This window comes from Micromonospora parathelypteridis (assembly GCF_014201145.1).
Classification (GTDB): domain Bacteria; phylum Actinomycetota; class Actinomycetes; order Mycobacteriales; family Micromonosporaceae; genus Micromonospora; species Micromonospora parathelypteridis.
Genome location: NZ_JACHDP010000001.1, coordinates 2166464 through 2179119, shown reverse-complemented (window position 1 = coordinate 2179119; position 12656 = coordinate 2166464). Strand labels below are relative to the sequence as shown.

Below are 12656 nucleotides of genomic sequence, written 5' to 3'. Positions count from 1 at the left end.
TCGTGTTCGACCGGGCCGGCGACCGGGTGCGGTCCGGTCAGCGGTTGGGTCGGCTGGTCAGCAGGGCGACGGTCAGGCCGGGGCGCTGCCAGACCTGGGCGACGGTGAAGTCCGCGCGTAGCGCGTCGCCCTTGGCCCCGGTCACGGCCGCCAGCGGTTCGGCGTGTCGGCCGGAAATGACCAGCCACACCCGTGTCGTGCCAACCAGGCACTGCGCCGGTTGGGGGCACTCGGCGGCCCACAGGTCACCCCGGCGGACCTCGTCCTCGGTGACCAGCACGTCCCTTGGCGGGTCGCCGAGGTGGTACTCGATGCCGAGGTCGAGAAAGAGCCAGCTCTGCCGGGGCGAGTAGACCACCGCGTCGCCCGGTCGCTGACCGTCTGCGATCACCCGCGCCGCGCCCGCGTAGTCCACCGGCGCGCTGCGCGGCCATTCGTGGGTCCGCCGCAGCGCGGTCTGGTCGGGCAGGCCGAGCAGCCCGGCCAGGACCACCACGACGAGCGCGGCCGGCGCGGCCACCGCGGCCAGCGCCGCGCCCGCCAGCAGGCAGGCGAGGGGCACCACGAAGACCAGGTACCGGGGCACCCACAGCGCGACGACAGTGCCGGCGGCGAAGAGCAGCAGCACGGGCAGCAGCACCGCGCTCACCGGCAGCAGGGCGCGCCGCCCGAGCCGGGCCGCGCCCAGTGCGGCGACCCCGACCAGCAGGCCGCCCACCACGCTGCTCTGGGTCACGCCACCGGGCAGGGCGGTGAGGTCGTCCAGTCGAGCAAGGTGGACCCAGTTCAGCTGCCGAGACCGCTGTGCCCGGGCCTTGAGCAGCAGCGGGCTGACCAGCAGCACGACCGGCACCACGGCGACCACCCACCGCCACACCCGCCGGTCCCGCTCAGCGCCGCCGTCAGCCGGGGTGGCGATGCCGGCCGCGACCGGACCGCGCCACCAGACGAGCAGGACGACCAGCGCGTGCGCGGCGAGCAGGGTGAGGGCGATCAGATGGATGAGTCCGAGCGCGGCGACGGCGGCCGCGTACCCGGCCCAACGGGCCCAGCTGGGCCGGCGCAGTGCGCTCACCAGCAGCAGGGTGGCGAGCACCGCGAGCATGGTGGCCAGCGCGTACGGGCGGGCCTCCTGCCCGTAGCGCGAAGTGCCGGGGAGCACCGCGAACAGCAGCCCGGCGAAGAGGCCGGTTCGGCGGTCGACGAGCCGCGCGCCGAGCACGGCGAGCAACCCGGCGGCCACGGTCATCGCCAGCACGGCCGGTACGCGGAGGGCGATCGTGGAGTCGCCGACGACCCTGGTCCAGCCGTGCATCAGCAGGTAGTACGGCCCGGTGGCGGCGTCGATGGTGCCGGCCAACCGGGCCAGGTCGTGTGGCGACCGGGTGGCCGCGCTCCAGGTCGCCAACTCGTCGCGCCAGAGCTGGGCGGAGCCCAGCCCGGTCAGGGTCACCGCCAGGGTCAGCAGCGCCGGGGCAAGCCAGACCGGTGCGCCGCGCAGGTGGTCCCACGACGCCCCGGTCGACTTCTCGGACAATATGCCCACGTTGCGAGCCTGCCACGGCCATCCCGGTCGCGGGTGTCAGCTTGCGGCAGGCGGTGGACGCCAGGCGGGCATCACGTCGTTCGGTCGGGCGGTCTTCGCCGGATCTCGCTCGACGAGATCGCCGAGCACGGCGTCGATCTGTGCCATCAGCTCGTCGTCCAGCCGGACCGTGGTGGCCGCTGCCGTTTCGGCGAGCTGCTCGGGTCGCGACGCGCCGACGATCGCACTGGCCACGGTGGGACGGCGCAACACCCACGCCACCGCCAACTGGGCCATCGTGCAGTCGGCGGCCTCGGCGATCGACCGGAGCTGGCGTACCCGGGAGAGCAGCAGATCCGAGGAGTAGCGGGCGATGAACGACCCGCCGAAACCGTCGGTGGCCCGGGAACCGGCGGGCGGACGATGGCCGGGCTCGTACTTGCCGGTCAGCACGCCCATCGCGAGTGGCGACCAGGCGAGCTGGCCCAGGCCGAGTTCGGCGCTGGTGGGCACCACCTCGGCCTCCACCACCCGCCACAGCATCGAGTACTGCGGCTGGTTGGCGATGAACGGAACATTCAGGTCGGCGGCGAGCCGCTGGCCCGCCCGCAGTTGCGCGGCGGTCCACTCGGACGCGCCGACGTAGAGCACCTTGCCCTGGCGTACCAGATCGGCGAAGGCGAGCATCGTCTCCTCCAGCGGCACGCTGTCGTCGTACCGGTGGGCCTGGTAGAGGTCGACGTAGTCGGTGCCCAGCCGGCCCAGCGAGGCGTGGCAGCCCTCGATGATGTGCTTGCGGGACAGGCCGGAGTCGTTCGCACCCGGCCCGACCGGCAGGTACACCTTCGTGCACAGCTCGATCGAGCTGCGCCGGACGCCGCTCAGCGCCTTGCCCAGCGCCTCCTCGGCCCGCCCCTGGGCGTACCGGTCCGCCGTGTCGAAGGTGGTGATGCCCGCGTCCAGGGCGGCGGCCACGCAGGCGGCCGCCGCCCCGTCGTCGAGCTGGCTGCCGTGGGTGACCCAGTTGCCGTACGCGACCGCGCTCACGCGCAGGCCCGATCGGCCCAGTTGCCTGTATTCCATGTGCGGATCGTCCGGTGGTCGCGCGCTGTCGCCGAACCGTTCGAGCGTGGTCGAATCTGTCGGTGATCGAGGTCCACTTCACGCCTGACGACCTGAGTCGGGTCCGGTTCGTGCACTCGCCGCTGGCCGAGCTGGTGGCCAGCACCTGGGCGTTGCGCAAGCCTGCGAAGTACTGGATGCACCGTCCGTGGCGGGAGCGTGCCGAGCGGCTGCTGCCGGGTGCCGGCCTGGAGCCGCTGTTGGCGGTGCTGAAGTCGTCCAACGGGTACGTGCCGGACTTCCTCACCCCGATCGGAGTGGCCCCGAACCTGGCGGCCGAGTTGCGGGCGGTCGCCAGCACCGACCCGACCCGGGTTCGGCGGCAACTGGACCGGGCCGACGCGCCCCGGCTGGCCCCGGACGAGCTGGTCGCGCAGCTCCGTCGGTACTTCACGTTGCTGATCGCGCCGGACTGGCCCCGGTTGCGCGCGCTCGCGCTGGCCGACGTCCGGCGGCGGACCCTGCTCGCCGCCGAGCAGGGCGGTCGCACGCTGCTCCGCGAGCTGCACCCGACGATCCGCTGGGACGGCGCGGCGCTGCAGGTCGCCGTCGGCACGACCCGGCCGGCCGGTCTGGACGGGCGCCCGTGGACGCTGCTGCCCACCGCCTTCGCCGGGCCGACGGTGCACGCGATCATGGAGGGTGACGCCGGGCCGGCCCTCTGCTACCCGCCCCGGGGCCTGGGCGGGCTGTGGACGTCGCCACCACCCAGCGCCGCGCTGGGCGCGCTGCTCGGCAGTACGCGGGCGGCGGCGCTGTCCGTGCTCGACGCTCCGCTGAGCACCGGTGAGTTGGCCGCGATGTTGGGCCTCGCGCCGGCGACCGCGTCGCACCACCTCACCACGCTGCGGGACAACGGCCTGATCGCCGGCGTGCGGCAGGGGCGGGTGGTCCGCTATGCCCGAACTATCCTCGGTGACCAGCTGGTCGGCTAGCCCTCGGCCCGTGATGTGGGATCCGGCACGTGGACATTGGCCGGCCCCCATGCGGTGTGGCAGCATAGGCCCCATGACCGCCGCTGTCGTCCGCCGCTTCGTGGCCCGTCGCCACGTCGACTACGGCCGCGTGTTCAGCGCGATCTGTCCGGCCTACTGACGACGCCCGACCAATCCGTCTCGGGCGCGCTCCGCGCCGGCTGTCTCCGACACCGTTGTCCGCCCGCTTCGCCGGGCCGGCCGCCGCGCTCCGCGCGTGCCCCGAGGCACAGCAGACAACGGAGGACGCCCCGATGGCGGTCAGCAGCACCCCGGCCCGTCCCGAGGGCCCGACGGCCCGCCCGGCGGGGGCCCCGCGCCGCCCACGGGGTGAGGGTCAGTGGGCGCTCGGCCACCGCGAGCCGCTCAACCCCAACGAGCGGATCAAGAAGGACGACGACCCGCTGAACGTCCGGGCCCGAATCGAGACCATCTACGCCCACCGCGGCTTCGCCTCGATCGACCCGCAGGATCTGCGCGGCCGGTTCCGCTGGTGGGGCCTCTACACCCAGCGCAAGGCGGGCATCGACGGCGGGCGCACGGCCGTGCTGGAGCCGCACGAGCTGGAGGACGAGTTCTTCATGCTCCGGGTCCGCATCGACGGCGGCCAGCTCAGCCTGGCCCAGTTGCGGGTGATCGCGGAGATCTCCCGGGAGTTCGCGCGGGACACCGCCGACATCACCGACCGGCAGAACATCCAGTTCCACTGGATCCGGGTCGAGGACATGCCGGAGATCTGGCGCCGGCTGGAGTCGGTCGGCCTGCAGACCACCGAGGCGTGTGGCGACTGCCCGCGGATCGTGCTGGGCAGCCCGGTCGCCGGGGTGGCCCGCGACGAGATGCTCGACCCGACCCCCGCGGTCGACGAGATCGTCGCCCGGTACGTCGGGGACAAGCAGTTCTCCAACCTTCCCCGCAAGTTCAAGACGTCGATCTCCTGGCTGGTGGACACCCCGTACGAGTCGAACGACATCGCCTTCCTCGGCGTCGACCACCCCGAGCACGGCCCCGGCTTCGACGTCTGGGTCGGCGGGGGTCTCTCCACCAACCCGATGCTCGCCCAGCGGCTCGGCGTGTGGGTGCCGCTGGCCGAGGTGCCCGACGTGTGGGCCGGGGTGGTCGGCATCTTCCGCGACTACGGCTACCGTCGGCTGCGTCACCGGGCCCGGCTGAAGTTCCTGGTGGCCGACTGGGGTGTGGAGCGCTTCCGCGAGGTCCTGGAGAAGGACTATCTCGGCCGCACGTTGCTCGACGGCCCGGCGCCGACCCTGCCGTCGAAGCCGGTCGACCACGTGGGCGTGCACGAGCAGGCCGACGGGCGGCACTACGTGGGCGCCGCCCCGGTGGTCGGGCGGGTTTCCGGCAAGCAGCTCACCCAACTGGCAGACGTGGTCGAGGCGCACGGCAGTGACCGGGTGCGACTCACCCCGTACCAGAAGCTGCTGGTGCTCGACGTGCCGTCGGAGCGGACGGAGTCGCTGGTCGACGCGCTGCGCGGGATCGGCCTGGAGGCCCGGCCGTCGGCGTGGCGGCGCGGCACGATGGCCTGCACCGGCATCGAGTACTGCAAGTTGGCCATCGTCGAGACGAAGGCCCGCGGTGAGGAGCTGGTGGCCCGGCTGGAGCAGCGGCTGCGCGACTTCGACGCGGACATCTCGATCCACATCAACGGTTGCCCGAACGCGTGCGCGCGCACCCAGGTGGCCGACATCGGGCTCAAGGGTCAGCTGGTGGTCGGCCCGGACGGTCGGCAGGTGGAGGGCTTCCAGGTGCACCTGGGCGGCGGGCTGGGCATGGCCCAGGGGCAGACCTCCGGTTTCGGCCGCAAGCTACGCGGCCTGAAGACCACCGCCGACGAGCTTCCGGAGTACGTGGAGCGGCTGGCCCGCCGTTACCTGGCCGGTCGCAGCGAGGGCGAGACGTTCGCCAACTGGGTGATCAGAGTCGACGAGGAGGAACTGCGGTGAGCAGCGAGAACCGAGCGGCACCTCTGTACTGCCCGTACTGCGGCGAGGAGGACCTGCGGCCGCACGAGGCGGGGCACGGCGCCTGGGAGTGCCACGCCTGCACCCGGGTCTTCTCGGTGAAGTTCACCGGGCTGCTCTCGCGGGCGGTGACCCGATGAGCCTCGTCTCCGCCGCCGGCCTGCGGTTGGTCGGCCCGGGTGGTCCGACGCCGGCCGACCCGGCCCGGCGCAGCCCGGACGAGCTGCGGTCGCTTGCCGAGCAGGCGGCTCGGGACCTGGAGGGTGCGCCGGCGCTGGAGATCGCCCGCTGGGCGGCGCAGACCTTCGGCGACCGGTTCTGCGTCACCAGTTCGATGGCCGATGCCGTGCTCGCCCACCTGGTGTCCCGGGTGGCCCCGGGGGTGGACGTGGTCTTCCTCGACACCGGCCTGCACTTCCCCGAGACGCTACGGGTGCGCGACGAGGTTGCCCGGACGCTCCCGGTGAACGTCCGGTCGATCCGGCCCCGGCTCACCGTCGGCCAGCAGGACGGCCAGTACGGCCCCCGGCTGTTCAACAAGTCGCCGGACGACTGCTGTCAGCTGCGCAAGGTGGAGCCGCTGGAGCGGGCACTGACCGGGTACGACGCCTGGGCCGCGGGCCTGCGTCGGGACGAGTCCCCGACCCGGGCCAACACGCCGGTGGTGACCTTCGACCCGCGGCGCGCCAAGGTCAAGGTCAATCCGATCGCGGCGTGGTCCCAGGGGGACGTGGACGCCTACATCGCCCGCTTCAACGTGCCGGTCAACGAGCTGTTCAAGCAGGGCTACGGCTCGATCGGCTGCTGGCCGTGCACACGCCAGACCAAGGCCGGCGAGGACGCACGGGCCGGCCGGTGGGCCATGTTCGAGAAGACCGAGTGCGGGCTGCACGTCTGACCTCCCCGGCGACGACCCCCACCGGCCCCACGGCGGCCGGCGGGGCGGATCCGGTGGTGCTGGTCGCGCACGGCAGCCGTGATCCACGAGCGGCAGATGCCACCCGGGCGCTGGCCCGGGCCGTGTCGGCCGCCCGGCCGGGCACACCGGTGTGGGCGAGCTGGCTGGATCACACCGAGCCGGGGCCGACCGAGGTGCTGCGCGACCTGGCGGTGGCCGGCCACCGTCGGGCGGTGCTGGTGCCGCTGTTGCTGACCGCCGCGTACCACCGTCGGGTGGACATTCCGGCGGCGGTCGCCGCAGCGGCGCAGGCCGGGCCACCGCTGGCGGTACGGGTGACCGACGTGCTCGGCCCGGCGGACGGAACGGTCGACCCGGGGCTGCTGGCCGGGCTGCGCCGTCGACTCGGTGAGGCACAGCCGGGCCGTTTCGACGCGCTGGTGCTGGCCGCCGCGGGCGCCAGGGACGCGCGGGCACGTCGTTCGGTGGGCCGGGTCGCGGATGCGCTCGGTGTGGAGTTCGGGGTGCCCTGCCGGGTGGCGTACGCCTCGGCGGCTCCTCCGGCGGCCGGCGTGGCGGTGTCCGGGCTACGCGCGGCCGGCGCGCGCCGGGTCGCGGTGTCCGCGTACTTCCTGGCGCCGGGCCTGTTCCATGATGCGGTGACCGAGGCTGCCCGCGCGGCGGGCGCGGTGGCGGTCGCCGCGCCGTTGACCGACGCACCGGAGTTGGTCGGGTTGGTGTTGCGCCGGGTCGATGACCAGCCCGGCGGGCGCGTGGTGACACCGGCGTGGTGACGGCGCGCTGATTCGTGTGTCGGACAGCGGAACGCCCCGGCGGGCGGACCCACCGGGGCGTGCAGCTGTGTCGTTGGGGATCAGGCGGAGTGAGCGCGCAGCACCCGGAGGCCGCCGCGCCGCTTGACAGCGCGCCGCTCCTCCTCGCTCATTCCGCCCCAGACGCCGGCGTCCTGACCAGACTCGAGTGCCCACTGCAGGCACTGGTCGGTCACGGAGCAGCGCCTGCAGACGGCCTTGGCCTGCTCGACCTGCAGGAGAGCCGGTCCGGACGTCCCGATCGGGAAGAACAGTTCCGGGTCCTCGTCGCGGCAGACAGCATGGTGACGCCAGTCCATGGCGGCAACACTCCTCATTCTGGATGGGTGGCAACAATTGCTTGGTCGTGCTTTTCCTATATGCATCCGCAGTGCCGATGGTGACAGTTAGCGTTCGTCCATTCGGCAGTGCGTGAGCAGGCGGTTAGCGCCCGGGGACCTGCTGGAACAGCTCAACCTGACGAGCATATCCAGGCAATGTCCCGGTAACTCAAGTTCGCTTGTGAATACTTTCACGAACAGTCGTGATGTCAAGGGTGACGCTCGGAAAAACTCCGGGCGGTGAGCAAGCCCACAACCCATTTGTCCGGGTTCCAGTGCTTTCCTGGTTACCCGCCGTGCCACAGTCGAGGATCAATATAGTACAGTCCGCGTGACATTGCTGACATTTCCGGCACCTGCCCCTCGGTGTGGCGGTGACCGGCCGAGGCGGTCGCGGTCACCGTGTCGACCAAGGGCAGTACCCGAGACCTAGCAGATTACTCTCAGTGCGGCGGGAACGGAGGTGAATCTGACTTTCTCCCGCTCGCCGAGATAGTCGCCGTCGAGCTGGAACGCCTGTGGGCGACTGGAGACCAGCGTGAACTCCGCAGTGTCATGGAGTCGTAACACCTGACGACCTCGCGGATCCGGTTGCCGGGACAGGAACTGCGTCACTGTCCGTGTTGTGCTAGCCACCCGGAGCTGACGCAACGCCAGCACATCCAGCCCGAGGTCGAACGACGCCGCCGGGTTCGGGTTGACCTCCCGGTCACCCAGGTACGTCCATGGCGCCGTGTTCTGGATGATGACGGTGGCGAGCTCGGTCTCCGCCGGCTCGTCCGGACGTTCCAGGACGATCGCCGGATGCCGCCGGTCCGATGCGAAGAAGTACTGGCTCATGATCGAGCGCAGATAGAGCGTCGGTGTGGACACCCGACCCTTGCGCCGGGCCTGCTCCACCCGGTGGATCACGGCCGCATCCAGGCCGAACCCCGCGCAGAAGGTGAAGTAGCGGTCGTCCGCGCGGCCCAGCCCAACCGTTCGGCTCCGGCCCAGCCGCAACCCTTCGAGGATCATGCTGGTCGCCTCCGGCCACTCCCGGGGCAGGCCCAGCGCACGGGCGAACACGTTGGTCGAGCCGCCCGGCACGGTCGCCAGCGCGGGCAGCCGCTCGGCCATCGTGGCATCGTCGGCGCCCAGCGGCGGGTCGGCCGTCATCAGACCGTTCACCACCTCGTTCACGGTGCCGTCGCCACCCAGGGTGACGACCAGGTCGACACCCTCCGCAGCGGCCTCCCGGGCCAACGCCATGGCGTGCCCGCGCCGGCGGGTGTAGCGCACGCTGAGGTCGACTTCGCTGCGCAGCGCCCGGACAAGCACGTCCCGGCTGCGTTCGCTGGTGGTGGTGGCCTTTGGATTGACCACCAGGACGGCCCGCATGGGCGGCACTGTACCTCTCGGTAGCCCGGGTATCGTGGCGCGCGTGACCATCGACTCGGCCCCGTTCCCCGTCACGCTCCGCTGGGCGGTCCGGCTGCTGTGGGCGGAAGCGGCCGTCGTCGGGCTGCTCGCGGCATGGCTGGTCTGGGCCGACCTCACGGCCACCACCACCGATCTGGCGTCGGCGTTGCTGGTGACCGCCTTCGCCGTCGGGGCCGCCGTCGTGCTCTGGGCGCTGGGCCGCGCGCTGCTGCGCCGCAAGGCGGGCGCACGAGCCCCCGCGATCGTGCTCCAGCTGATGCTGCTGCCGATCGGGTGGTTCATGATCCAGGCCGGGCTCGGCTGGCTGGGTGTGCCGTTGATGGTCCTCGGCCTGGGCGTGGGCTGGCTGCTGGTCAGCCCACCGACGACCCGGGCCCTCGGCTTCGAGTGACCCTGCCGGCCTGCGCTGGGCCGGTCAGTAGCCGCCGGAGCGGCGGGTGAGCAGCGCGATCGTGGCCCGACCGTCGGCGGCCGTGGCGGATGCCGAGGTGGTCAGCGCGGTGAGCACCTTCCAGGCGAAGGACGACTCGGCGGGCAGCGTGGCGCCACGCACGGTCGGCACGGTCACCTCGACGGTCAACGCGTCCTCGGTGACCGCGAAGCGGCACTCCAACTCGGCGTCGCGGGTGGCGATGGCGAGCAGCATGGCGCACGCCTCGTCGACCGCGATCCGCAGATCCTCGATCTCGTCGAGCGCGAACTGCAACCGGGCCGCGAGACCGGCGGTGGCGGTACGGAGCACGCCAAGGTAGCCGCCGTCGGCAGGCACCGTGAGGTGCACCACGTCGTCGGTCACTGCTTGGCCAGTCAGTTGAGTCACGCCTCATCCCCCCGGTCGGGGACTCTACCCGGTCGGTCGCCGGTACGCGTGCCGGCGGCGGTGGCCTGATTGGCCAGTTGGCGCAGCGCGTCGCCGCTGAGTCGGTAGGGGATCCACTCGCTCATCTGCTCCGCGCCGATCGAGGCGTAGAACCCGGCGGCCGGGTTCCAGTCGATCATCCACCACTCCAGCCGCCGGTAGCCGCGTCGTACGCAGATGTCGGCCAGAGTGGCGAGCAGCAGTCGACCCGCCCCGGTGCCGCGGGCGGCCGGGGAGACGTAGAGGTCCTCCAGGTAGATGCCGTGCACGCCGGCCCAGGTGGAGAAGTTGAGGAACCACAGCGCGAAGCCGATCGGCTCGTCGTGCTCGTCGACCGCGACGTGACCGAAGAGGGCCGGAGCAGCCGGCGCGTCCGAAGCCGCGCCGCGATCTGGACCAGCCGGAAACAGGGCCGAGGTCAACTGCTCGGCCGTGAGATGGCACTGGTCGGGGGCACGTTCGTACTCCGCCAGCTCGTGCACCATGGCGACGACGGCCGGCACGTCCTCGGGACGTGCCGGCCGGATCGTCGGAATGACCGGGGAGGTCACGCCTTCTTGGTCTCCCAGAAGATCTTCGAGATCTCGTCGATCTTCGCGAGCAGCTTGTCGGCGGTGGCCGGGTCGAGGCTGCCCTTGACGCCACCGGCGCCGGCGAGCTTGGTGGCCTCGTTGAACAGGCTGTGCAGGTTCGGGTACTTCTCGAAGTGCGGCGGCTTGAAGTAGTCGGTCCAGAGCACCCAGAGGTGGTGCTTGACCAGCTCGGCGCGCTGCTCCTTGATGATGATGGCGCGGGTGCGGAACTCCGGGTCGGTGTTCGCCTGGTACTTCTCGCAGATCATTTTGACCGATTCGGCCTCGATCCGGGCCTGGGCCGGGTCGTAGACACCGCACGGCAGGTCGCAGTGAGCGCTCGCGGTGACGCGGGGCGCAAGGATGCGGGGAAATCGCATCGGGATCCTCCATGGGAAGTTTGCGATGATCAAAGGCGACATTACTCCTGAGGATGCTCCCCGAACCGGGTGGAGGTGAAACCAGTGGGCAGCGATCACCCGGCTGAGGCGCCGCGATTGCGGCGGCCGCTGACCGCCGTTCTGGTGATTGGTCCGTCCATGGCGCCGACACTGCGGCACGGTGATTCGGTGCTGGTCCGCCCCGGTGGCCGCCCGATCCGACCCGGGGACGTGGTGGTCGCGGTCTTCCGGACCCGCCCCGACTTGCTGGTCGTGAAGCGGGCGGTCCGGCAGCAGGACGGCGGCTGGTGGTTGCGCGGGGACAACGACCTGGTCACCGATGACTCCCGGGCGTACGGGGTGGCCGACGTGCGGGCCAGGGTGGTGGCCCGCTACTGGCCGCGCCCCGGCCGGGTTCGTCGTCGCCGGTTATGACCCCGCTCACATCCGAGCGGCAGTGTCGACACTATGCTCGGAAGTGCCCGGGTGACCCCCTGCACCGCGTGCCACCGCTCGCCGCCTACTCCGCGGCAGGGCCGGCCGCCCCGTCTGCTCGACAGATCCTGGAGTCACCACCATGTCTTCGTCCACCGTGGACCCCGCCGATCCCGTCTTCCTGCTGCACCGGGGCGGCAAGATGGCCGTCACCTCGACCGTGCCGCTCACCAGCCGGGAAGATCTCTCCCTGGCGTACACCCCGGGGGTAGCTCGGGTGTGCGAGGCGATCGCCGCCGATCCCACGCTGGTGGACGAGTACACCTGGGTGTCGCACACGGTCGCGGTGGTCACCGACGGCTCGGCGGTGCTCGGGCTCGGCAACATCGGCCCACGCGCCGCGCTGCCGGTGATGGAGGGCAAGGCGGTGCTGTTCAAGCAGTTCGCCGGGGTGGACGCCGTGCCGATCTGCCTGGACACCCAGGACGTCGACGAGATCGTCGCCGTGGTGCGGGCGCTGGCCCCCTCGTTCGGTGGGATCAACCTGGAGGACATCAGCGCGCCGCGCTGCTTCGAGGTGGAGAGGCGGCTCGACGAGGCGCTGGACATCCCGGTCTTCCACGACGACCAGCACGGCACCGCGATCGTGGTGCTCGCCGCGCTGCGCAACGCCGCGACCCTGCTCAACCGCAAGCTCGGCGACCTGAGGGTGGCGGTGAGCGGCGCGGGCGCAGCCGGCGTGGCGGTGACGAAGATGCTGGTCGCCGGGGGCGTCAACCCCGACCAGGTGGTGGTCTGCGACTCCAAGGGCATCATCGGCCGGCACCGCACCGAGTTGACCGGCACCAAGGCCGAGCTGGCGGCGAGCACCAACGCGGACGGCCGCCGTGGCGACATCACCGAGGCGCTGCGTGGCGCGGACGTGTTGATCGGGGTCTCCGGCGGGCAGATCCCCGAGACCGCGGTGGCCGGAATGGCACCCGGCGGGATCGTGTTCGCGCTGGCCAACCCGACCCCGGAGGTGCACCCCGAGGTCGCCGCCCGGCACGTCGCGGTGGTCGCCACCGGGCGCAGCGACTACCCCAACCAGATCAACAACGTGCTGGCGTTCCCGGGGGTGTTCCGCGGTGCGTTGGATGCCGGCGCCACCCGGATCACGGAGGCGATGAAGGTCGCCGCCGCGGACGCCATCGCCGGGGTGGTGGCCGAGTCGTTGACCGTCGACGCGATCGTCCCCTCGCCGCTCGACCCGCGCGTCGCGCCGGCCGTCGCGGAGGCGGTCGCCGAAGCCGCCCGCCGCGACGGCGTCGCCCGCCACTAGGGCCGGACAC

Annotated in this window: 15 protein-coding genes; 8 read left to right on the top strand and 7 right to left on the bottom strand. The window is 71.9% G+C overall.

The features are described from left to right. Positions 1 to 37 precede the first annotated feature (37 nt). Complete coding sequence (locus HNR20_RS09460) at positions 38 to 1546, bottom strand: glycosyltransferase family 39 protein (RefSeq protein ID WP_184178294.1); 1509 nt, start codon at positions 1544 to 1546, stop codon at positions 38 to 40. Positions 1547 to 1582: 36 nt separating this feature from the next. Then, a complete protein-coding gene (locus tag HNR20_RS09455; protein WP_184178292.1) occupies positions 1583 to 2608 on the bottom strand; it encodes an aldo/keto reductase family protein in 1026 nt (341 codons plus the stop codon). 62 nt (positions 2609 to 2670) lie between these two features. Here HNR20_RS09455 and HNR20_RS32650 point away from each other — a divergent pair, with 62 nt between their 5' ends. The 5 genes from HNR20_RS32650 (at position 2671) to HNR20_RS09430 (ending at position 7298) form a co-directional block, all read left to right on the top strand. After that, entirely contained in the window at positions 2671 to 3582 is a 912-nt protein-coding gene (locus tag HNR20_RS32650; RefSeq protein WP_184178290.1) for an ArsR/SmtB family transcription factor, read from the top strand. Between the two features lie 293 nt (positions 3583 to 3875). Next, positions 3876 to 5588, top strand: coding sequence for a nitrite/sulfite reductase (locus tag HNR20_RS09445; RefSeq protein WP_184178288.1), 1713 nt, complete (start codon positions 3876 to 3878; stop codon positions 5586 to 5588). Next, positions 5585 to 5746: a hypothetical protein gene (locus tag HNR20_RS09440; RefSeq protein ID WP_167393614.1), complete on the top strand. Its 162-nt coding sequence runs from the start codon at positions 5585 to 5587 to the stop codon at positions 5744 to 5746. Before HNR20_RS09445 ends, HNR20_RS09440 begins: the two co-directional genes overlap by 4 nt. Beyond that, positions 5743 to 6504, top strand: coding sequence for a phosphoadenylyl-sulfate reductase (locus HNR20_RS09435; RefSeq protein ID WP_184178286.1), 762 nt, complete (start codon positions 5743 to 5745; stop codon positions 6502 to 6504). The genes HNR20_RS09440 and HNR20_RS09435 overlap by 4 nt, the downstream gene beginning before the upstream one ends. Next, positions 6486 to 7298: a sirohydrochlorin chelatase gene (locus tag HNR20_RS09430; RefSeq protein ID WP_373290997.1), complete on the top strand. Its 813-nt coding sequence runs from the start codon at positions 6486 to 6488 to the stop codon at positions 7296 to 7298. The genes HNR20_RS09435 and HNR20_RS09430 overlap by 19 nt, the downstream gene beginning before the upstream one ends. An 80-nt stretch (positions 7299 to 7378) precedes the next feature. Here HNR20_RS09430 and HNR20_RS09425 read toward each other — a convergent pair whose 3' ends face one another. Further along, positions 7379 to 7636 carry a WhiB family transcriptional regulator gene (locus HNR20_RS09425; RefSeq protein ID WP_007072794.1) on the bottom strand — a complete coding sequence of 86 codons (258 nt, stop codon included), beginning with the start codon at positions 7634 to 7636 and terminating at the stop codon, positions 7379 to 7381. Between the two features lie 450 nt (positions 7637 to 8086). Next, positions 8087 to 9037 carry a diacylglycerol/lipid kinase family protein gene (locus tag HNR20_RS09420; protein ID WP_184178284.1) on the bottom strand — a complete coding sequence of 317 codons (951 nt, stop codon included), beginning with the start codon at positions 9035 to 9037 and terminating at the stop codon, positions 8087 to 8089. On the opposite strand from HNR20_RS09420, the gene HNR20_RS09415 reads away from it, so the two are divergent. Beyond that, positions 9036 to 9470, top strand: coding sequence for a hypothetical protein (locus tag HNR20_RS09415; RefSeq protein WP_229687071.1), 435 nt, complete (start codon positions 9036 to 9038; stop codon positions 9468 to 9470). The two genes, HNR20_RS09420 and HNR20_RS09415, sit on opposite strands and share 2 nt — an antisense overlap. A 24-nt stretch (positions 9471 to 9494) precedes the next feature. On the opposite strand, the gene HNR20_RS09410 is transcribed toward HNR20_RS09415, so the two are convergent. Genes HNR20_RS09410 through sodN form a run of 3 tightly spaced genes read right to left on the bottom strand, consistent with a single transcriptional unit; the run spans position 9495 to position 10890 of the window. Continuing rightward, positions 9495 to 9899 carry an ATP-binding protein gene (locus tag HNR20_RS09410; RefSeq protein ID WP_184178280.1) on the bottom strand — a complete coding sequence of 135 codons (405 nt, stop codon included), beginning with the start codon at positions 9897 to 9899 and terminating at the stop codon, positions 9495 to 9497. Further along, positions 9896 to 10489 carry a GNAT family N-acetyltransferase gene (locus HNR20_RS09405; RefSeq protein ID WP_184178278.1) on the bottom strand — a complete coding sequence of 198 codons (594 nt, stop codon included), beginning with the start codon at positions 10487 to 10489 and terminating at the stop codon, positions 9896 to 9898. Before HNR20_RS09405 ends, HNR20_RS09410 begins: the two co-directional genes overlap by 4 nt. Continuing rightward, on the bottom strand, positions 10486 to 10890 hold the full coding sequence (sodN, locus tag HNR20_RS09400; RefSeq protein WP_184178276.1) for a superoxide dismutase, Ni: 405 nt from the start codon (positions 10888 to 10890) through the stop codon (positions 10486 to 10488). The genes HNR20_RS09405 and sodN overlap by 4 nt, the downstream gene beginning before the upstream one ends. Positions 10891 to 10959: 69 nt before the next feature. Between sodN and HNR20_RS09395 the strand changes: the two genes are divergently transcribed. Then, positions 10960 to 11325, top strand: a complete 366-nt coding sequence (locus tag HNR20_RS09395) for a S24/S26 family peptidase (protein ID WP_373290996.1) — start codon at positions 10960 to 10962, stop codon at positions 11323 to 11325. 142 nt (positions 11326 to 11467) lie between these two features. Continuing rightward, positions 11468 to 12646 (top strand): NAD(P)-dependent malic enzyme, encoded by a 1179-nt coding sequence (locus HNR20_RS09390; RefSeq protein WP_184178273.1) that lies wholly within the window; start codon positions 11468 to 11470, stop codon positions 12644 to 12646. Positions 12647 to 12656: the final 10 nt, after the last annotated feature.